Origin of the sequence: Planococcus circulans, assembly GCF_020023385.1 — a bacterium.
Classification (GTDB): Bacteria; Bacillota; Bacilli; order Bacillales_A; family Planococcaceae; genus Planococcus.
In genome coordinates, this window is sequence record NZ_JAIQCL010000006.1 from 90,382 (window position 1) to 110,237 (window position 19,856).

Consider the following 19,856-nt stretch of genomic DNA (forward strand, 5'->3'; position numbering starts at 1 on the left):
CGGATTTGTTGCTACCAGTTTACCATGCGGCGCCTTCTGCGGCAGCAACACATTAAAAAACTCATTTACTGCGCAGCATCATTGTGCTTTTTCCCGGTCCATGCACCGACCGCCACTATGCCGATCATGACTGTCCAGAAAACCACCGTCCACGGCAGTGAATGGGGGAAATCATGCGGCAGCAAGCCGATCTTTTCGTGGGACAGAGTCAACACACCCAGTTTCACACCGACCCAGCCGACCACAATGAAGGCGGCGGTTTCCAGCGTCGGATACCGCTCCAACAACTGGACAAATTTATGGGCCGCAAAGCGCATAATCACCACACCGATCAATCCCCCAGCAATCATGACGGAAAATTGCCCGCCGTTGATGCCGCCAATGGAAAACGCTCCCCAATGCGGCAACGTCATAGCCAGTGCGACCGCCGCAAGCATCGAGTCCACCGCAAATGCGATGTCCGCAACTTCAATCTTCAATACGGTGGTCCAGAAACCAGAATGGCTTTTGTGCCCACTTTCCAAGACGACGTGGTGTTTCCGCTGGTCGTGGAGGTGCTTCGCCGCGATGAAGATCAGGTAAAACGCACCGAGCGCCTGGATCTGCCAAATGTTGACCAGCAAAGTAATCGCGAAAAGAGCCAGAAACCGGAACAGAAACGCCACCGACAATCCGTAGAACAAGGCTTTTTTCTGCTGCGGTTTCGGCAAATGCTTGACCATAACCGCCATCACAACCGCATTGTCAGCAGCAAGCAAGCCTTCAAGGCCCACCAGCACCAAAAGAATCCATGCATACTGCAGCACTAACACATCCATCGCCGTTCTCCTCCTTCTTGAAATCAAACAAAAAAGACCCATGCCTAATTAATTAGGCAAAGGTCTCGCTGAGCATTCGTATCTGCCATCACAACCGATGATGACGCATCATCATGTCCTGACGATTGTGAAAGAGGTGTTCCTCCAGCTACTCCCCCTTGTCTGCGGGGAATTCATATAGGTGGTACCTGTTTAAACCTGTGGCTCTTTTTCCGTGAGACGGAACTCTTTGTTGGCGTTCAGCTCTTTAATCAGTTTATACCACCATTATGATGCTTATTAAACAGAAAAACAGCGTTTTCGAAAGAAAAATTAAGTGATGAACGGCGCCCATATGCCATAGGAAATTTGAAAGACCCATAACCTCTTAGCTGAGGTCACGGGTCTTTCGATCTTCATTTCATACACCCTCTGGGGATATTCCCGCCCCTTGGAACTTCAGGTGTACGCACTCTTTAAATCCCGCCATTTACGGGCCTTGCCTTGACCGCTTCAGGATCCAGGCCATTTCCGAGTGAGCCATAGACGAGCTCCGCCTGAGGATCAATCAATTCTTTCCCATTGTAATAAACCCTCGGCGTTTTCCATAATGCTTTTAAAGCACTCGACATCGGCATCTCGTGATAAAGACCGGGCCAGTTATCCTTTATTTTTTCTTTCACTAACGGATAATACTTCGAGCTCATACTTGGAAAGATGTGATGCTCTGTGTGGTATGAAAAATTAAAATGCAACACGTCAATCCATTTAGGAACCGTCACCGATAAGGTGTTTGCCAGTGGATCATTTACAGGGACGTGTGGATTCAATCGATGATTCGTCGAGATATACCCCATCACGATGGCATTCGCAATCAAATGCGGAATCAAGAAGATAAATACCCAATTGCTTATTCCTACAAAGAAGATCAAGCCTGTCCAAACAATCCAAGGAATTAAAAACTGGATCCAGACAGCAACCCGTTTTTCAGGCTGAAACTCTTTGACGTAATTGAAGAACATTCTCGTAGAGTGCAGCGTGAATAGGAAGCACAACGAGAAAAACTCCAGAAATGCACGTACTGAAAAAGGCAATCGATAAATAAGTTTCAGCGCAGGCTTTCGGTCCAATTCGTCTTTTGTCATCCAGGTATCCGGATCTTTTTCTTCATTTTGCGTATGGACATGATGGGTCATGTTATGCCATTTACGCCATAGTCTTGGACCGGTAAGCAGGGGGAAAAAGAAAACAGCCCCTAATAAATTACGCAACCCGGCTTTTTTCACTACTGTTCCGTGTAAGATTTCATGTCCTAAGAATCCCATGGCAGCGAAACTTGTACCAATGACAAACGAAATGGCGATGTTTGCAAGAAACGGTAAATCATATAGTCCAATCGCCAACATTCCAGCGATGGTAATGATCAAGTAAGCGAGCCCGCCGAGTAGACGCCCTGGTACCGGTTTAAACGCTGGTTTGGGCAGGTGCGGCGATACTTTAGACGCGTACCAGCCAAATGAGTGGTATTCTTTATTCATTCTTTTGCCTCCAATTACTATGCTGTTACTTCTTCTCCGATGACTAGGTATAACCAAAAACTGGGGCAGTTCGAAATAATTGCGAAAGAAACAATGATTGAACGTATAAACAATCCTCATTACAGAGTCGTTCTGTACATCCAAGCTTCTTTCTATGCTTCACTATAAAGGTTACTCTTGCAAATTCATAACCTTTTCTTTATTAATTTATCGAAAAAAGCTTCAGGCAGAGTGATCGCCTGAAGCTTTTTTCCTCCATTCATGCGAACTTTTGAGCTTACTGCAAACAAAAAGTGCTCTACCGCAAACAACTTCGCCTATACCGCAAACAAACGGATTTATTGTGCAAACAAACACGCGTATTGCGCAAGCAACCGATTACGTCGGCAGCTTTTTGTGTTGGCGCATAAAATTGAAGCAGCTACTTACAGTTATTTTATCTCAATCGATGTCGAAAAGAGTTTTTTGCAGATAAAAATGGTGAAATATAGGGAAATGACTGGTTAAATCTCTCGGCTCCACTCTTCATCTTCCAGGATTTCACCTGTTTCAGCGACATAGGACACGATAAGCTGGCCGTTTTGCAAAATGCCTTCATCTTTTAAATAAGAAATGAATTCAGTGAAATGTTCCTCGTCATCCACTATTCTTTTCCTTGGTAGATTCAGTCGGACAGTGGGTTCGAGATTATAATCTTTAGAACTGCCGACATTGAGCGGATCGATAGTTAAGGAAGCTCCTATCTCATCGTTAATACACATAAACGACAGCCGATTCTCCAAAAGCTCGGTGGACGTATTGATGCATTTCCTCTTCAAGTTCATTTGACCATGTATCAGAAACATACGTATCCACCATCTGTTCTGTCTCAGCATCCGGATACACCAGAAACTCTGTATTGCTTCGGATATCTCGTACCTTAGCAGCGTACTCGAATTCGAAATTTCCCATATTGTCATACAGCGTATCGTAAATTTCAAAATCATCATTGAAGTTTGCTGGCAAGTATCGGTCTGCTTCTCGCCGTATCTTTTCTTCTCTATCAGAATCTGGTTTCATGCTTAGGTTAAATGATATGGCGAGCACTGTTATGCCTAGAAAAATGATGCCTAAAATCACAAGAATAATCTTCACGGCTTTTCTCACTTCAGACACGCCTTCCTTTTTAGCCTTCGAACTTCCGACTGTCACCTTCTGGTATCTTCCATGTTTTTTGATATTCAATCAACCAACAGTCCTGATAAACCCCTTCATGCAACTCATTCTTGACAAGGATTTTCACTTTTTTAAACCCACTTTTTTCATAACATTTTATAGCCCTCACATTTCTGATCTGAGGGTCCATAACTACCCGGTCTGCTTTTTTATGTTCAATTAGAAAACTAACCAGTGATGTAACAAGCAATGTTCCAATGCCTCTATTCCAATATTCATTCTCACCTATAAACTGGTCTGCACCATAAATATTCTCATCGCCATACCCATATTTTGCTTTTGTTTCATCATCTAATTGATAAAATTGAAGATATCCTATTTCGTTACTGTCATACTCTACTATGCACTTGAATTTCTGATCACTGGAATTATAAAAAACTTTAGTAACTTTTTTTAAATCAAACGGATTATCTCTTCCTTCATAAAATTCCAGAACTGATGGGTTTGAAAGCCATCTCGCTAACAGGTGATCGTCTTTTTCTTCTAAATTACGAACCTTTAAGTGCCCATTTTGAAACAATAAAATAATCCTCACTCCCAATTCAAAAGACTTTTCAAAACTATTCATGTTTTTTTCATGTAATGCGTATCTATCGTGCAGAAATCCAACCCTTCTCTAACCATCTGGACGTCTCTTTCCAATGAAGGTAAATGATGAGCGGAAGGATGGCAAGCTGTCATTTTATACCGATGATCTACGTTTTGATATGTATAATCGATAGTTGCATGATTACGTGCTTCTCTATCTATGAGCCTGTTTGTAAACGTAATTTTCCCAGCAGCGCCATGGCTAGATACCCCGATAATGAGTTTTTTGTCCGCCACTTTTATCCTCTTTGCTAGTTCGTGAATAAATTGATCCATTATTCTCCTCCTTTCAAATTTGTTGTCAGCTGATTTGAATACCAGGCTAAAGCCTCTTTTAAATTTTAAGGCCAATTCCTCTTTTCCCTTGATAGAGGATTCAATGTCATACGGGAATTTCTGACTCAAACGTCTTTTTAATTCTCCATATTCTTGCCTGACAACGGAATGAGTGAGAAGATAATCCTTAAACGATAAATGCCTTTCAATTTCTGGACTACCGATTTGGCAAATAAGGACAACCACTGTTCGTCGTATGGCAAAACTATAATTTCCGCATAATTTCTTCCTACTCTGGCTAAATTAGATATTTTAATCTCTCTTAATAATATTACACAGCAATAACTAATTGTTTAAGGTCAATTTCTCTTCAAAATGCTCTCCTCTTCTTTTAGCCATTACAGTCTTAAAAACAACGATCCCCAGCAGCAAGAAAGTGAATGAACCTATCAATCCAACTGGTCGTATTGAAGTCAATTCTGCTGCCAAACCGATTACGACAGTAAGTACGATAATGAATATTGCTTCAACCATACTAAATAAGCTGCTAAACCTGCCCATCATTTTCACTGGTACATTGTTCTGATAGAACTTCAGATATCCGGTGTTGGCAAAAGTGATTGCAATTCCAATCATAAAAGTTCCAACTGCAGCACTGATAAAACCTTGCGAACTGTAAAGTGCTGTATACCCTGCTGCAGTGAAAACAGAGCCAGCCCCTATTAGTAGGTTGACTGCTAATTGATTAGAAAAGACGGTGTTGATGAATGAACCCAAAATAATCCCCGTTCCAAATATACTTAGCAAGAATCCATAATTGGTGTCTGACATTCCGATAACTTCTTTTGCAAAAGCAGCTTCCAATGAATCTAAGGCGGTCATAAATATCGTCATTCCGACAAAAAGAAGATAAACCTTTAAAATAAACGTATGAGTATGACTGAACATATAGACTACTTTAAAATCCTCTTTTATCATCTTCCAAGAAAGTTTTTCGGTTTCAGTTAGGACTGTTTGTAAATCAACATTTGGCAATAACAGCATGATGAACGCTGACAACAGTAAAGCAATGGAGTTTACATATATAGCTGTGTATGGTGTACCCATCCAAAATAATAAGCCAGCTATTGCAGGACCGATTAATGTTCCACATGAATTTATAAAGCTTTTTAACGCATTGAATCTTTGCCGATTCTTCACTGGTATTAATTTCGTCATATATACCAATGAAGTAGGTTCAAACATGGCACTTCCGATATTGATGATAAAGACAATGCCATAAACATAGAACAGCGAAGGAAGCACAGGGATCAAGGCAATGCACAGGGCACGTGAAATAGTTAACCCAATCATAAACTTCCTCGAATTAATCCGGTCTATCAGGCTTCCCGCCCATGAATTAGCGCAAATAGTCGCAATCGGTCCTAAAATATACAGCAAAGCGATCGCTAGAGGAGAACCTGTTTCATTTAGAATAATCAAATTCAAGGCAATCAGATAAACCCACGCCCCTATATTTGAAATACCGATACCACCTAACAATAATAAAGAACACTTCCAGTTTCTCATCGTAACCCCTCCCCACTGAATTTTAGCCAAACAAAAAATCCCACCCCCAAGACAATTGTCTTGGGGACGAGATTACTAAAATCGTGGTGCCACCCCTATTTGTTAATACGTCACCGTATTAACCTTATTCGGTACAGCCATGGAAAATTGCGAATACCTTAGCTCTATAACGGGAGCTCCCGTCCCAACATCCCCCGAAATCAGGTTCCTTTGTGATGCTCAGAGGCTTGTTTCGATAACGTACTCCTACTCCTTTCCACCAACCGGAGCTCTCTAAAAAAAGTATTTAGTCATCTACTGTTCTCGTCAACGCTTTTCATTTTTTATTTCTATAATATTACTACAACTTTACCAAACTAGTAAATGCTAATTTTCTGATAAAATAGATACGCAATAAATAAGTATGATAGAAGCAGAAGTTAACATGAATTATTACTATTCAAGTATTCCATAACTGCAGCAACACGCTCTTCGACTGAATAGTCGCCCTCGATTCTTAGTGCTGGGCAAGACAATTCGGCTATCCATTGTTCATGCAAGGCTTTGCTCCTGACTTCCATGCGTGCATGGTCATACAGGGACGCCCACTCGAGAAAAGCTTGCGACTCTTCGTATCTGTTGCCACCAGCCAGTGCTTCCTTTCCGTACCGTTCCATTTCCCTCTGCAGTAATCTCGCAAGTCTGATTTCCGATGGAATCCACAAGAAAACAACCAGGTCAAAGCAGGGTATGAAGCAGTCTCCCCAGCCAGCTACAGCTCCTGATAGAACCCACTCATCATCTCGCAACAAATCCTTCCTGAGCATTTCCTTTCTTTCAGGGACTGGTCTTTGTTCTGTATATTTGTTTGTCCAAAAATAGTCATCTGTATCAAGGTGAGTATGCAGCAGAACTTTTGCCAACGAGTTGCCGAGTGTCGATGTTCCTGATCCCGAAGCTCCCAGAATATGAATTTTGCTATTCATCATTTTTCCTCCAATAAAAACATTTGGAAGAGAAAAAACTTACATTAAGTTAATGAGACGCAAAAAGCTCGGTGAATTAGTTTGTGTGCCAGGCACATAAACTAATTCTACAGAGCTTTCCGGCTTATTTTCCGCTCATCGATTCAGCAATAGTACCCATCAATAAAAGCAATTCAATTTCATTTTCTTCGATCGGGATGAAAACCTTGGTGAATGCCCGCAGGTTCAATTCCTGACTACAAAGGGTTTTTATAACCTATTATTGTTTGCTGTAAATAAGCCGTTTTTAAAAAGACAGCCACAATATGGCTGCCTTATGTGTTATAAATTTATTTCCTTCAGTTTCTCAACATCCAGGCACAACTGAATAATTCAACTCACAACCTTACTAGCTGCTCCATTCAAAACATATTTGTATTCAACCGAAGCATTGAGCGAATGAACCACGGTGCAATACGTTTCGCTTGATAACTTGATCGCCCGCACGACCTTGTCTTCTGGCAACTCGCCTTTAATATGATAAGTGATGGCTATATCGGTAAAACGCTTAGGGTGCTCTGATGCACGATCTCCTTCAATATCTATGAAGAATTCATCGATTACCAGTCGCATTTTATTTAATACATAGACGATGTCCATTCCGGTACAAACAGCAGCGGCGTGCAAAAGCACTTCTGGAGGCCGTGCCCCTTGATTTGAACCGCCACTTTCAGTGCCGGCATCCAACAATACCATATGGCCGGATTCTGTCATGCCACTAAACGCCATCCCGCCTTGCCAATTTAAAACAGCTTTCATGAAGACCACTCTCCTTTTCATGCAGGATTGGGCTTATTCAATTAAAGCCCCGTTTGTCTAATTAGCTGCCATCAACTTAGAATAAACTAAGGCAATTAGCAGAGTTAATAAACAAAGAAGTTAGTTAGAGTGAAAAAATAACATCTCCAGCTGACAGCATTCATTTATTCTTTATTAACCTACTTTTTTGAATATCCTAAAACCTTACCTTCAATTGCTTCCAGCGATAATTCTCCGAAGTCCTTACTATCTGTTCCTCTCCACCATTGATCTACTAAGACAAAAACTGCTTCGCTTGATACTTTTACAGGTTCCATTGAGGTATTGAAATACTCTTCTTTGGCATCCAGATTCACCCAAGTTATGAATTCTGTTTTAGAAACTTCTTCATCTGTTGTCCAAGTTCCTTCTTCAATGTTTTGCTCTGCCATTTCAAAAAAGTCAGCCTTGCTGAGTCCTCTATCTGTTGCAACCCCATAAAACGTATCAAGTTTTTTATCGTCCACATAAACCTGACCCTCACGAATTTCCACAGTTTCACCTGGTAAACCTACTACTCTGGCAATAGAGTGTTCAGGTAATTGCGGATTTTTATTAATAGCAGATTCAGGTGTTTTGTAATACACCACATCTCCGCGGTTAACTTTTTGGTACCCCATTTCAACTACTAAACTGCTGTGAATAAGGGTGTCATAATCGTGATTTCCGCGATCCATAGTGTCTGAGCTCCACTCGACTAACCTGGTGTTCTCTTTAGCTTCAACCAATTCAATATGTTTAGTTTGATTGTCAGTCAAAACTTCAGATTCAGGAATTGCTGTTGCTTTATTTATCTCTTTTGTGCTTTCTTCCATTGAACAAGCGCTCAAAAATAGAACAATTCCTATCCACAATGACTTTTTCACCGCCAACCTCCTCCTTTAAATCATTATACCCAAATTTCCAAATTCCCTTTAAAATAAATTAAATTTTCTGTTTTTGGTTATTGCGAATTTTAAATTCATAGTAATATTTACTAATTCATTCTAAATAGTAACCTATACTAAATTCCCTCAAAAAACACCTTGATAAATAACAAGCGTATTTTTCGAAGCAACTTTCCAATCCGCAAATTGATTGTATTTCTCAAAAATCAGCTTGTGAAAAATCTTTTTGAAACACTCCAAAGTTTTCACTTCCAACCTTTCAAACTGAAGGTAACTACACTTTTGAATATGATTTATTGATAGAAAGCGTTGGTAGAAGTACCGTTTACGAACAAAAAGAAGAGATACCTGATTCACGAGCCTCTTCACCCACTCACCAAAGCCACTCTCCTTAGTCATTTTCTGCTGAAAATTCTTTGTTTTCCATCTTGATAGGTTCCCTTTTTTCATTCAGAAATAAAACGTTGTTTTCCACATCTACTTGAGAAGTGGATCTTGAAGTGATGAACCATACCTTCACCCCTGATAGATCAGCGTCCGATAAAACGTCTTCAACTCCATATACAGGAGACACGTTGTCTTTTCGGACAGTGCTGCCCTGTGCTGTATATGCAACTTTCTTATTTTTGATCAGTCCGAACGTAACTTCCAAATACCAAGGACCTATTGCATAAGGAATTTCGTTATCTAAGTCCGAACGATAGATATTCAAAGGAGTGGGAATGACTTCGAAGTCTTTATATATATTGAATAGGCGCTCTACTGCCATAAAAGCAATTGCCACATCTCCATTTCCATCAATGAGAAGTACTAAATCATTCATCGGCAAACTCAGGACATGGCCATCTGTCTGCTGTCTTAGTTCTTCCAAGGCACTTTCAGGTGTCTTATGGTAGTTTTCATGTAAATAGGAAGCTGCAGCTCCTAAACATAAGAGAAACAGACAAACCAGTACAAAAAGAAAGATTTTCTTCATAAACTTCCTCCTTAACTGCTTGTCTTAAACAGCCGGCTAACCGAAATGCTGATAACGCTATTAATTAAGGGATTAGCGGATGTGTAAATGCAAACTACTGAATATTAGAAATAGTTTAAGTTATCAAAATATGTTAAAATAAGTTAATTGATGAGAAGGAGGGATATTTTGTTTGAGGTGTTTGTAAAAAAAGTTAATTCTGAGATTGTGATTAGATGGCTATTAACAAAGATCACAATTCCACTAGCTGATATTTTAGCAGTTGCCACGGATGATACTTATGCTGGAAAAGAAAAAAAGGCAATAAGAATTGGAATGCCCTATGGCACAACTGATCGAGTCGTTATCCTCACAAAGGAAAATACTTATATTTTATTTACAACCAACTATTTAGCGATACAAAAAAAACTAGACTCGTACATCAATTCAATTTAATAAATGGACGATTAAAAACTGGTTGCGTTTTCGCGCATTCGGTTTTTTGCTTTCCGATTGCTCGTTTAACTTATGACAGAAGGTAAGAGTTTTAATCAGAAGTTTCCTCCCCTACTTCTACTTTACTGCACTTATTTCTTTCACTTTAAACAATTTTTTGTTGAACATAGGCCACTTCATTCAACTTTGCTTTAAATAAACCATCATTTTTTTATGCATTCGTAAAAATACACTTCTATTGACTTGCTCCGACACCCCTCTCTACTTTAAATCCATGCAGTTTCCTCTCATTTCAAGGAGAACATATGAAATTCACTTCATTCTGCGTCCTCTTCAAATGTACTGATTAAACTCTTCGCAGATATCCTCTATCAATTTATCCGCTTAATAAGAAATTAGAGGAGGTTGGGCATGAAGCTATTTACCAAATTCGCGTTTTGGCTGCCATTTTTCAGTTTTTTGTTAATTCTATTCGAATTATTTGCGCAACCATCAAAGTCACTTGTTTTTACAGTAATAGATCCTGTATTCGGGTATATCCGATCCATGTTGCCGGAAACTATGAACTCGCCTTCCTTTCTCCTGCCTCTCCACTTTCTTCTGGCGGTAGTTTATGGATCCGCGATTGATGTTTTGATCAAAAAGTTACAGGAATTACCACACAACGAGTAATTCCTGCAATAGTCTCCAGAGAGAAACCGTATAAAAAATTCTTCTACAGCCCAATCTTACAGTTCATGAAGTATCCTTACCCCAAAACAGGAGTGAAGAATGCTGACGTCCCCTGAACCAATCGTTTCCCGCAAGAAAAACCTCATCCTTAGCTAATTGAACGTTTCCAGTGGTCAGTGAAAACATCTCCTTCATGGAATCTATGGATAGATAATTTTAGAGTATTCTTCTTGTAAGGCGTGATGAATATGGATGAAAAAGACTGGCGAATTATTACCACAATATACGAAGAAAAAAATATAACCAAAGCGGCGAACAAACTTTTCACCTCTCAGCCGGCTATTACTTACCGTTTATTACTTACCGTTTAAATCAATTGGAAGAAGAAGTCGGTGTTCGACTCATATGGCGTGATAAAAAAGGAATCAAATTCACTCCTCAAGGAGAATACATTGTACAGTACGCAAAAGAAATGCTTGTAAAGCTCCAACAGACAAAAAATCATTTGCTTAATACAACCGAAGAGTCTGCTGGAATGATCCGCTTGGGAGTTTCCAGTAATTATGCCCGCTTCATCCTGCCCGATGTGCTCAAGGAATTTTCCGAGAAATACAGCAACATCCAGTTCAAGGTCTTTACAGGCTGGAGCTATGAAGTGCTGAAAGAAATAGAACAGGACAAAGCTTCTGGAAATAGAAGCACTTTCCTACCAATCGGAGTGGTTCTAAAGCTATAATAAGGGCATGCTCACCATGACAAATACAATCGAAGGTGGTATGAATCCATGCATACTTTTCGGAAATATAAAAATTCACATTTACAAGTTCCGGTCAAAGCACCCTTACATTTTAATGGACAGACTGGAAATGAAGAGATGGCAGTGATGAGTGAAAAGCTGAAGAAAATTTTTGTGGAAGCGAAGCAGCAACAACGCGAGGTGGTTTTCTTGTGCATCGGATCGGACCGTTATATCGGGGATTCACTCGGTCCGTTAATCGGCAGCATGATGCTGGAGAATGGAATTTCCCACCCTGTTTACGGCACCTTGGAAGAACCGGTTCATGCATTTAATTTGAAGATCGTCTTAAAAGACATCTATATGAAAAGTGACAATCCGTTGCTGATCAGCATTGACGCCAGTCTGGGGAAAAAAGAACAAGTAGGCGATGTGCTATTCAACGAGGGGCCTTTAGTTCCTGGAAAAGCCCTTGAAAAAATGCTTCCGGCAGTAGGCGACTATCACTTCCAAGGCATCGTCAACTACCTCGATCCGTTTCCCAGTTCCCAGTTCCTGAATGATACCCGCCTCCATACGGTCATGAAACTGGCCAAGCTGATTACGCAGATTATTTTAGACAGCGACAAAGAAAAATAAAAAAGGGATTCCGCCATTCATGGCGGAATCCCTTTTTGGTTTAAATCGCTCCTGTAATAAATGCCACCACAATGATGGTGATACAGCATATAAAGGCCCATTTAAATGCAAACTTCTGCAGTTCGCCGATGTCCTTTTGCACCATGCCGGCAACCAGAAGCGTGGAAGCGACAAGTGGGCTCAGGAAGTGAATCGGCTGGCCCAAAACAGATGCTCGGGCAATTTCCAATGGACTGACGCCATAAGCGGCTCCCGCCTCTGCCAAAATCGGCAAGACGCCGAAATAGTAGGCATCGTTTGAAAGCGCAAACGTAAATGGCATGCTGGTAATCGCCACTACCAACGGATAAAACGAACCGACTGAAGCCGGAATAATGGAAATCAACGAATTGGAGATGGCATCGACCATTTGGGTTCCGGAAAAGATGCCTGAGAAAATACCGGCTGCAAAAACAAGAACGACTACGGTAATCGCATTTCCGGCATGAGCCAAAATCCGTTCTTTTTGAAGAGCTAAATTAGGATAGTTGATGGTAGCTGCCAAGACAAAACCGATTAGGAAACTGATTGGTGCCGGCAATAAGCCCATCACCAAAATCGTCATAATGGCCACGGCCAAGATCAAGTTGAACCAGATCAGTTTCGGCCGTTTCAAGTCGTTTTCCACAGCCTGAGTAGCGGCTACCTGAAGCATGCTTTCTGAGGCTGCGGGAATCTTTTCCACTGTGATGATGCCAAGTCGGACCCGTTCTTTTTTGCCCATCAGATAAGCCACGCCCAAAATACTGAGCATCCCTGCCAGCATCGTCGGCAGTATCGGAATAAAGAATTCGTTGGCATCCAGCCCAAGCGATGCAATGGCCCGTGTTGCCGGTCCGCCCCACGGCGTCATGCCGCTGACGATACTTACAGATAAAATAGAGATTGTCGCTAAAACCAACGGATTCATCTTTAAACGCAGATAAAGCGCCAGCATCGCTGAAATGGTGATCATATGAGTAGTCGTTCCGTCGCCATCCAAAGACGCAATCATTGCAATGACGGCTGTACCCAGTGCAATTTTTACCGGATCCCCTTTGACAACTTTCAAGACTTTGTTGATCAACGGATCAAACAAGCCGGCATCGATCAAAATTCCAAAGAACAAAATCGCGAATAACAGCAATGCCGCGGAAGGAGCAACTTGCTTCAATCCCTCCATCATCATATCCCCTAGCCCCGACCAAAAACCTCCGATTAAAGCAAAGAAAATTGGAACCACTACCAACGCCGCCACCGGCGACATCTTTTTCGCCATAATCAGATACGTAAATGCAACAACCATTGACACCCCTAAAAATGTAAGAATAAGAATTCCCCCTTTGAATGTATTCGCTTACAAATAATATAAATCTGCTAAGATTCCCGATTACTTAACAAATTGAATTAGTTATAAGAATATTCCATCTATTAAAATAAGTAAAATAGATAAATTTTATTAGAAATGAATAAAAAAACTTATAACCTATTGTCTGTCTAATCGGTCAACTTTCAAAAAGAGGGGTGGGCATCAAGAAAGTCGATGAATGTTCGCACCGTCGATAATTTTAAAAACTCCTGGTTGTACATTAGCCAAGTATCCCGGGTCACCGGTTCTCCATTCTCGTAAAACAAGGGATATTTGTAGAGCTCATCTGAAGGGCGAAGACAAATCTCCGGCAAAATGGCGATTCCAAGATCATTTTTCACCATTTCTTTGCACGTTTCCTGCCTGTCCGTTTCCATTGTAATCATCGGAGGTTCAATATAACGATTATGCCACCATTTGCTGATGATATCTTTTAACGAACTGTCTGTTTTGTAATTGATAAAGGGCAGTTCCGGCACTTCCTCCAGATTTACTTCTTTTTTAGAAATCAAAAATAATTGTTCCGTCTGCAGCAAAGTCTTCGATCCCGTCCAATTGTAATCGCCGCGCAGAATTCCCAGATGAACGCCTGAGGAATTGAGAAGTCCCATTACGTCTGAACTCCATCCCGTGTTTACACTGAACTGGACGTTTGGATAAGTGGTCAAAAATTCCTTCAGCAACGGAGGCAATTTGTATTGAGCAAAATTACTTGAAACGCCTAAACGGATTGTGCCACGGATTTCCTGCTGCATATTTTGAAGATAATCTTTTGTATTTTGAAGCTTTGTAATCATTTCTTCCGCGTATTGAGCTAGATAAATCCCTTCTGAGGTCAGTTCAATCCCTTTTTTCGTTTTGAAAAAAAGTTTTGTTCCAACTTCTTTCTCCAGATTTTTTAAACGGTACGTTAAAGCTGGCTGTGAGATGTATAAACGTTCCGAGGACCGGCTAATATTTTTTTCTTCATATAGTATTTGCATGGCTTCCCAATCTTTTTCGTCCATTTCAATCACTCCAGTTAGGTTATAAGTTTTTTTGATAAGTTATTGTTCAAAATATCTATTTCACTTATGAACCAAATTACCATATTCTATTTTTAGAAGCAATAGAATTTTCAGAAAGGTGGTTCATCCGATGAGAGTACCAATTGCCGTGATGCGCGGTGGAACCAGTAAAGGAGTATTTATCAATTACGAGGAAATGCCTGAGGACCGTTTGCTTTGGGATAGCTTTTTATTGGATATTATGGGAAGCCCCGACCAGCGGCAAATTGATGGCCTAGGTGGAGGAAACTCCCTGACGAGCAAAGCAGCAATCATCAAAAAGTCGAAGATGAAGGATATCGATGTGGAGTATACCTTTGCACAAGTCAGTATTGAAAATCAGTTGGTTGATTTTAAAGGGAATTGCGGGAACATTTCTTCCGCAGTTGGTCCATATGCCATCGAGCAAGGATTGGTTGCAGCATCTGCCCCTATGACAGCCGTCAGAATCTTTAATACCAATACACAGAAAGTGATCATCGCTGAAGTCGAAGTGGAAAATGGGCGGGTGAAAACAGAAGGGCAATGCGAAATCCCTGGTGTTCCAGGGACCGGTTCCCCTATCTATTTATCCTTTACAGATGCGCAAGGCGCCGTCACTGGCAAGCTGTTCCCGACTGAAAATCCGATTGACCGGATTGAAACAAGAAACGGCCTGCTTGAAGTATCCATTATTGACGTCGCCAACCCTCTGGTTTTTGTGAAAGCAGAAGATGTAGGGTTGACCGGGTCGGAATTGCCGCACGAGTTTACTGTGGAAAAACTAAGGGAATTAGAAGAAATCCGTTCAGCAGCAGCTGAAATGTGCTTATTTTCAACTAAAAAAGAAGCTACAGTGAAATCGCCCGCAGTGCCTAAACTTACGATAATCGCTCCTCCTGAAACCTATTTGGATGTTAATGGTGTTGAGCGGAAAGTAGATGAAATGGATTGTCGAATTCGAATGATGTCCATGCAAAAACCCCATCAGGCATTGGCAATCACGGGTGCTATTTGCACAACCGCGGGAGCCTTTTTAACAGATACCATTTTAAATGATGTTATCCAAGTCGAAAATACTGTGTTGCGCTTAGGCCATCCATCAGGGATCATTGAAACGAAAGTAGACTTAATTGCCGGCCATATCAGCAATATAAAAGTGGTGCGCACAGCTAGATTGATTTTAGAAGGATATGTTTATACGAAAAATAACTATGATTACAGAGAAGCTTTGGCCTGACAAAACACCTATCATTTTTTGGATCATTTATCTATTTGTATGAGAAACCGAACCCAAATGGCATCCGCTTATTAAAAAGCGGCTGCCATTTGGGTTTAATTTCATTTAAGGATTTCCCTCGTTCTTATTCCAATTACCGAAATCAAGTACTTCTGATAAACTCCTGAGAGGTAAACTGATTTTTTATTAGACCCTTTTTCAGAATCTCTAAAACCAGTGTGTTAATGCACCTTATTATATGGAGAGAATTAGACAATTTTTTTTCTAATAATCCTATAGTATCAAGCTTCTGAATGTACCTCTTTTGCTAGTAAGTTACATTCATAGTTAGTTTTTCGGGTATATTGTTCCTTAAATGCTTAGGAAAGGTCAACGAGAAATGCTATAGTCAAAAGGGCCAGAAATTTCATAAAATCGGCCATAGGCTATTTGAGGAGGCGTTCATTATGACAAACAACATCACCGTTACCATCAATGAGTACAAGGGGATAACGCCTGTTTTTGGCAAGTAAAAAATGTAGTGAATGGCATTTAAAAATGTCGCTTGCCAAAGCACCTTTTTCTACGTATTCAATTTTGCAGTAAAGACTCTTTCATCCGATGGCTCGGGCCTTTAAAAACAACCAAATGGGAATGGTGAATCAACCGGTCTATGACCGCTTCGGTGAGGATCGGGTCACCGAATACATGATTCCACTCCCCAAACCGCAGGTTTGTCGTGATAATTAGACTTTTTCTTTCGTAACACATGCTGATGACCTGAAAGAGAAGTTCGGCTCCTTGCTTATGCAAGGGAATATAGCCGAGTTCATCTAATTGAAGGGTACCGTCGGCACCTCCGGCAGCTGTGAGTGACTGAGTAAGAGATTCGTTTTTCGTTCCTCCCGCTGCTGAATTTCCTGCTCCATGAGCTTGAGGAGGAATTCTTCATTTGAAGTCGCTTCAACCTCCTGATAGTGCTGCCGAATCCAACTCAGCTTTAATCGCTTGGCATATTCTTCAATCGTTTGCTCCATCAAGAGGCACCTCCTTTGTCAAAGAGCTGGTCGTAATTGCCCGCGCCTCTGATAATTGCAGGCATGGCTGGAACTGAACCTTTACGAATCTCAATTTCTTTTCGGACGCCTCGGCCATTAATCAGCTGGTAAAAGACCTGCTTGATTGAGTCGACTGAAGGATGTCCGTGTTCAGAGGCTAGGGAAAGTGCTTCTGTCGCAACGGAAAAGTCATGCTCTTTTAACAAGACGGATAGAAGCCGTAAGGCTTGCTGCTTTTCAGGGACGGTACAGGCTTCCAGGTATTGTTGCCAATTTTGCGGAAGCTGTTCATAGAAGCTGGTATACTTGATTGCCATTGGCCGTTTGGCCATTAAGTTTAAGTAAGGCTGCCATTCCATTGATTTCTTCTTTTCACCGTAAAGCCGCACATGACTGATGATCAATTCTTTTTCCGGCGTCATGATGTCGATGCGGTTATAGGAAACCTTAGCCAACACTTTGCTTTTCGCAAAGCGTGGTGAAGTCGAATAAAGCCGGTTATCCACTTTCAGGTAGCCGTACTTATCGGCCTTTCCAGATTCAAGCCGGACACATTCAAACGCTTTTTCCGGCAGTTGAAATAAAGCTTCTTTGTCCTCTTCATAAAGTGCCGTAAGGTGTTCTTCCTTCACGTAGTGCTTCCGGTCGCGATCCTCTTCAGCTAATTGCCAGAATGTGCGATTCAGACTTTCCAAATCGCTAAATGGCAATTCGGGCAATAAGAAATTGTTCCGCACGTACTTGACCATGGCTTCTACATGTCCTTTTTCATTGCCACTCGCTGGATTGCAGAATTCCGGGGAAAATCCATAATGAAAGACAAAGCGCTGAAATTCATCCGTTAAAACTCTTTCGCCATGAGGCAAGATTTTCTTTACCGCTGGTGTCAAATTATCAAAACGAATAGCCTTCGGGACACCACCTATGTAATGGAAGATTCTTTTCAGCCCTTCCAGGAAACACTCGCGATTTTGAGATCGGAACACTTGAAAATAAAAGGTATTGCTGTAGGGAAATGATAGAACCAAGTAGGGCAGGTCAATGACCTCGCCGTTATGTATAAAAGGCGCTTCTCCAAAATCCACTTGTGCCGTCCCTGGTTTCGCTTCCAAGGGCAAGGCAGCTTCTGCAGCTTCACCCAACTCTTTTCTTCGTCGACTTACGTAATCGCGTACCGTACGGTACGACCCTTGGAAGTTGTGCTCTTTCTCCAACTGATCAAACATTCGCTTGGCGGTGCGTTGGAATTTCTTCTTTTTCTTTGAATCCTCCAACAGCCACTGGTCTAAAACTGGTTTGACAACTTCCATCACTCGGGCTTTTCGCCGTTGTATCTGCTTTGGCTCGTTCCAATCTTCTTGATCTGCGTATTTCTTGATGGTTCGGAAATCAATCCCCATCTGCTTCGCTACTTCCGAATAGGAACGACCTTTCAGATTTACTTCTTGTCTGATATAATTTACGTCAGTCACTGTCAACACTCCTTCTACCTCCCTGTAATTGTTAGCCCAATCACAGAGAGTTTAAATGTATGGGATGCTGTTGACAAGTGACTTTTTTTATTCAATCAGTCTCGAGAGAGACTACATAAATTAACTGCCAAAGACTACATTTTTAGAATGCCATAAACAATAAATGAAGGTGAAGATTTTGATTCCCAAGATTTTACCATGGAAGATTCACAATGAATGCATTTTTCATCAGTAATTGCGGGCGGAAATAATGAATATAACTGGGAAACGCTTATTTCAATCTTATACTCGTCTAAAATCTTTGAAACCTTTTCTCCCTCATAGTACTTTTGCATGAGCTCAACTATCTGTTCTTCCTTTACATGTGCAATCCTCTTATCAAGGTTAGAAAAATCTATATTCTCCATTAGTATCTCCAATTAAGACCCCTCCAAAATAAAAAACATCAGTTCGCTTCTATTAATTATAAACAAAAGAAAGAAGTCCGGCTAATTCCCTCTATAATTAACCAAATAAAACTTGCTGTTAAGAAGCTTTTATATTGAATAGCGTCTTACCCTTTCCATTTTTACCGTATTAAAATACGAAACTCCTATCAAAAGGGTATCGAATTAAAAATTACATTGCTATACATTCTCTTTCTTTTTTTAGCTTTTGATAATCAGTGAACCACTTTTTTGCAGGAAAAGGACGAGAAGATGCTTTAAATGTGCATCTTCTCGTCCCCCTGTGTGGTTTAATTTATATAATTGCTTCTGATAATCCCTTATATGTTAACTTTCTTAGAATTGAAGGCATAATAAACTATTGCTGATTGTTACAGAAACTATATTCATATGAAGGAACTCTTACGGCAAGATAAAAGCATCAAACCAGGTTTTATATTGCACTGTATACATAGACAGCAACAAAAAAGTGAAAAAGATTAGCAAGAGTATTCAATGTAATTAATACCAATCTTATTTTACCGCCCCTTCCGCTTATAGCGAATACTAATCCAATCATAGAAAATATGAAGGGGAAAAAGAGGCTTATTCTTGATTCAATGCCAAAATCGATAAATCCATAGTTGGTAAATTGAGCCGATAAAAAAGGGACGACTGACAAGAGAAAGAAGAAAAGTGAAAGTAAGGACCGAGTATTCTTAGACATATGAACCTCCTTTCATTCTTTGTCTGAACAAAGTTTTAGTTGTATACATCTCAAATTTTTTACAACCCATTTATTTCTACTCCGATCTCTCTTTAAAACATATTGAGTCGGCTCTTCATGGCAGTTACTTACATTCAAGTGAAATATCCTACTTAAATATTTTAAATGACTCCATACATTCCCAAATAAAGTGTAATTGCTCCAGAAATAATAATGAACCACTTAAACAACAGGTAATTTACCATTGGAGGCAAAGGCGTGAAATCTCTAAAAACATGGAATTTATCCGTTTCTAAAACTGCCTTTTTAGTAAATACAAAAATCGCCATGTATATAGCGAAAATACCAAATAAAGTAATTAATATAGACCATATTAGCTCCTCATTCACTTATTAATCCCCTCTTTTTATTCA

Annotated in this window: 20 protein-coding genes, 3 pseudogenes and 1 other annotated feature; of the genes and pseudogenes, 5 read left to right on the forward strand and 18 right to left on the reverse strand. The window is 40.6% G+C overall.

The window, feature by feature from the left end:
* Window positions 1-65: 65 nt before the first annotated feature.
* From K8U60_RS11295 to K8U60_RS11350, 12 genes and pseudogenes are all read right to left on the reverse strand, one after another.
* Window positions 66-818, reverse strand: a complete 753-nt coding sequence (locus K8U60_RS11295) for a TerC family protein (RefSeq protein ID WP_223638817.1) — start codon at window positions 816-818, stop codon at window positions 66-68.
* Between the two features lie 455 nt (window positions 819-1,273).
* The gene (gene desB / locus K8U60_RS11300; protein WP_223638820.1) at window positions 1,274-2,335 is read right to left on the reverse strand and encodes a Delta(10) desaturase DesB; all 1,062 of its coding nucleotides are present in this window, start codon (window positions 2,333-2,335) and stop codon (window positions 1,274-1,276) included.
* Between the two features lie 503 nt (window positions 2,336-2,838).
* Complete coding sequence (locus tag K8U60_RS11305; RefSeq protein ID WP_223638823.1) at window positions 2,839-2,979, reverse strand: hypothetical protein; 141 nt, start codon at window positions 2,977-2,979, stop codon at window positions 2,839-2,841.
* A 106-nt stretch (window positions 2,980-3,085) separates the two neighbouring features.
* A complete protein-coding gene (locus K8U60_RS11310; RefSeq protein ID WP_223638826.1) occupies window positions 3,086-3,526 on the reverse strand; it encodes a hypothetical protein in 441 nt (146 codons plus the stop codon).
* Window positions 3,501-4,118 (reverse strand): GNAT family N-acetyltransferase, encoded by a 618-nt coding sequence (locus K8U60_RS11315; RefSeq protein ID WP_223638829.1) that lies wholly within the window; start codon window positions 4,116-4,118, stop codon window positions 3,501-3,503. The genes K8U60_RS11310 and K8U60_RS11315 overlap by 26 nt, the downstream gene beginning before the upstream one ends.
* Window positions 4,119-4,123: 5 nt before the next feature.
* Window positions 4,124-4,414, reverse strand: a pseudogene (locus tag K8U60_RS11320) (phosphoribulokinase); the annotation flags it as partial.
* Window positions 4,415-4,498: 84 nt separating this feature from the next.
* Window positions 4,499-4,672, reverse strand: a pseudogene (locus tag K8U60_RS19155) (GrpB family protein); the annotation flags it as partial.
* Window positions 4,673-4,759: 87 nt separating this feature from the next.
* Entirely contained in the window at window positions 4,760-5,983 is a 1,224-nt protein-coding gene (locus K8U60_RS11330; protein ID WP_223638832.1) for an MFS transporter, read from the reverse strand.
* Window positions 5,984-6,042: 59 nt separating this feature from the next.
* Window positions 6,043-6,302: a binding site (T-box leader), on the reverse strand.
* A gap of 100 nt (window positions 6,303-6,402) precedes the next feature.
* Window positions 6,403-6,948, reverse strand: a complete 546-nt coding sequence (locus K8U60_RS11335) for an ATP-binding protein (RefSeq protein WP_223639348.1) — start codon at window positions 6,946-6,948, stop codon at window positions 6,403-6,405.
* A gap of 372 nt (window positions 6,949-7,320) precedes the next feature.
* On the reverse strand, window positions 7,321-7,746 hold the full coding sequence (locus tag K8U60_RS11340; RefSeq protein ID WP_223638835.1) for an OsmC family protein: 426 nt from the start codon (window positions 7,744-7,746) through the stop codon (window positions 7,321-7,323).
* A gap of 179 nt (window positions 7,747-7,925) precedes the next feature.
* A complete protein-coding gene (gene lepB / locus K8U60_RS11345) occupies window positions 7,926-8,651 on the reverse strand; it encodes a signal peptidase I (protein ID WP_223638840.1) in 726 nt (241 codons plus the stop codon).
* A 412-nt stretch (window positions 8,652-9,063) separates the two neighbouring features.
* On the reverse strand, window positions 9,064-9,648 hold the full coding sequence (locus K8U60_RS11350; RefSeq protein WP_223638843.1) for a hypothetical protein: 585 nt from the start codon (window positions 9,646-9,648) through the stop codon (window positions 9,064-9,066).
* Window positions 9,649-9,816: 168 nt separating this feature from the next.
* On the opposite strand from K8U60_RS11350, the gene K8U60_RS11355 reads away from it, so the two are divergent.
* From K8U60_RS11355 to yyaC, 4 genes are all read left to right on the forward strand, one after another.
* Entirely contained in the window at window positions 9,817-10,083 is a 267-nt protein-coding gene (locus tag K8U60_RS11355) for a SunI/YnzG family protein (protein WP_223638846.1), read from the forward strand.
* A 920-nt stretch (window positions 10,084-11,003) separates the two neighbouring features.
* Window positions 11,004-11,126, forward strand: a complete 123-nt coding sequence (locus K8U60_RS19160; protein ID WP_223638849.1) for a helix-turn-helix domain-containing protein — start codon at window positions 11,004-11,006, stop codon at window positions 11,124-11,126.
* A 5-nt stretch (window positions 11,127-11,131) separates the two neighbouring features.
* A complete protein-coding gene (locus tag K8U60_RS11365; protein ID WP_223638852.1) occupies window positions 11,132-11,491 on the forward strand; it encodes a LysR family transcriptional regulator in 360 nt (119 codons plus the stop codon).
* Between the two features lie 48 nt (window positions 11,492-11,539).
* Window positions 11,540-12,130 carry a spore protease YyaC gene (gene yyaC, locus K8U60_RS11370; RefSeq protein WP_223638855.1) on the forward strand — a complete coding sequence of 197 codons (591 nt, stop codon included), beginning with the start codon at window positions 11,540-11,542 and terminating at the stop codon, window positions 12,128-12,130.
* A 40-nt stretch (window positions 12,131-12,170) separates the two neighbouring features.
* On the opposite strand, the gene K8U60_RS11375 is transcribed toward yyaC, so the two are convergent.
* Both K8U60_RS11375 and K8U60_RS11380 read right to left on the reverse strand, forming a co-directional pair.
* Window positions 12,171-13,478 carry a CitMHS family transporter gene (locus tag K8U60_RS11375; protein ID WP_223639351.1) on the reverse strand — a complete coding sequence of 436 codons (1,308 nt, stop codon included), beginning with the start codon at window positions 13,476-13,478 and terminating at the stop codon, window positions 12,171-12,173.
* A 182-nt stretch (window positions 13,479-13,660) separates the two neighbouring features.
* Window positions 13,661-14,524 carry a LysR family transcriptional regulator gene (locus K8U60_RS11380; protein WP_223638858.1) on the reverse strand — a complete coding sequence of 288 codons (864 nt, stop codon included), beginning with the start codon at window positions 14,522-14,524 and terminating at the stop codon, window positions 13,661-13,663.
* Between the two features lie 130 nt (window positions 14,525-14,654).
* On the opposite strand from K8U60_RS11380, the gene K8U60_RS11385 reads away from it, so the two are divergent.
* Window positions 14,655-15,782 (forward strand): 2-methylaconitate cis-trans isomerase PrpF family protein, encoded by a 1,128-nt coding sequence (locus K8U60_RS11385; protein WP_223638861.1) that lies wholly within the window; start codon window positions 14,655-14,657, stop codon window positions 15,780-15,782.
* Window positions 15,783-16,352: 570 nt separating this feature from the next.
* On the opposite strand, the pseudogene K8U60_RS11390 reads toward K8U60_RS11385, so the two are convergent.
* The 4 genes and pseudogenes from K8U60_RS11390 to K8U60_RS11405 form a co-directional block, all read right to left on the reverse strand.
* Window positions 16,353-16,798: pseudogene (locus K8U60_RS11390) on the reverse strand (ATP-binding protein).
* Window positions 16,798-18,300, reverse strand: a complete 1,503-nt coding sequence (gene istA / locus K8U60_RS11395) for an IS21 family transposase (RefSeq protein WP_223638863.1) — start codon at window positions 18,298-18,300, stop codon at window positions 16,798-16,800. Before istA ends, K8U60_RS11390 begins: the two are co-directional and overlap by 1 nt.
* Before the next feature lie 125 nt (window positions 18,301-18,425).
* A complete protein-coding gene (locus tag K8U60_RS11400) occupies window positions 18,426-18,710 on the reverse strand; it encodes a hypothetical protein (RefSeq protein WP_223638866.1) in 285 nt (94 codons plus the stop codon).
* Window positions 18,711-19,604: 894 nt separating this feature from the next.
* A complete protein-coding gene (locus K8U60_RS11405) occupies window positions 19,605-19,832 on the reverse strand; it encodes a hypothetical protein (RefSeq protein WP_223638869.1) in 228 nt (75 codons plus the stop codon).
* Between the last annotated feature and the right edge of the window lie 24 nt (window positions 19,833-19,856).

What these genes read in the sequence shown, in the direction of transcription:
- K8U60_RS11295 (WP_223638817.1), bottom strand. Translation starts at nt 818, where the DNA reads ATGGATGTGTTAGTGCTGCAGTATGCATGGATTCTTTTGGTGCTGGTG.
- desB (WP_223638820.1), bottom strand. Translation starts at nt 2,335, where the DNA reads ATGAATAAAGAATACCACTCATTTGGCTGGTACGCGTCTAAAGTATCG.
- K8U60_RS11315 (WP_223638829.1), bottom strand. Translation starts at nt 4,118, where the DNA reads ATGAATAGTTTTGAAAAGTCTTTTGAATTGGGAGTGAGGATTATTTTA.
- K8U60_RS11330 (WP_223638832.1), bottom strand. Translation starts at nt 5,983, where the DNA reads ATGAGAAACTGGAAGTGTTCTTTATTATTGTTAGGTGGTATCGGTATT.
- K8U60_RS11335 (WP_223639348.1), bottom strand. Translation starts at nt 6,948, where the DNA reads ATGAATAGCAAAATTCATATTCTGGGAGCTTCGGGATCAGGAACATCG.
- K8U60_RS11340 (WP_223638835.1), bottom strand. Translation starts at nt 7,746, where the DNA reads ATGAAAGCTGTTTTAAATTGGCAAGGCGGGATGGCGTTTAGTGGCATG.
- K8U60_RS11350 (WP_223638843.1), bottom strand. Translation starts at nt 9,648, where the DNA reads ATGAAGAAAATCTTTCTTTTTGTACTGGTTTGTCTGTTTCTCTTATGT.
- K8U60_RS19160 (WP_223638849.1), top strand. Translation starts at nt 11,004, where the DNA reads ATGGATGAAAAAGACTGGCGAATTATTACCACAATATACGAAGAAAAA.
- yyaC (WP_223638855.1), top strand. Translation starts at nt 11,540, where the DNA reads ATGCATACTTTTCGGAAATATAAAAATTCACATTTACAAGTTCCGGTC.
- K8U60_RS11380 (WP_223638858.1), bottom strand. Translation starts at nt 14,524, where the DNA reads ATGGACGAAAAAGATTGGGAAGCCATGCAAATACTATATGAAGAAAAA.
- K8U60_RS11385 (WP_223638861.1), top strand. Translation starts at nt 14,655, where the DNA reads ATGAGAGTACCAATTGCCGTGATGCGCGGTGGAACCAGTAAAGGAGTA.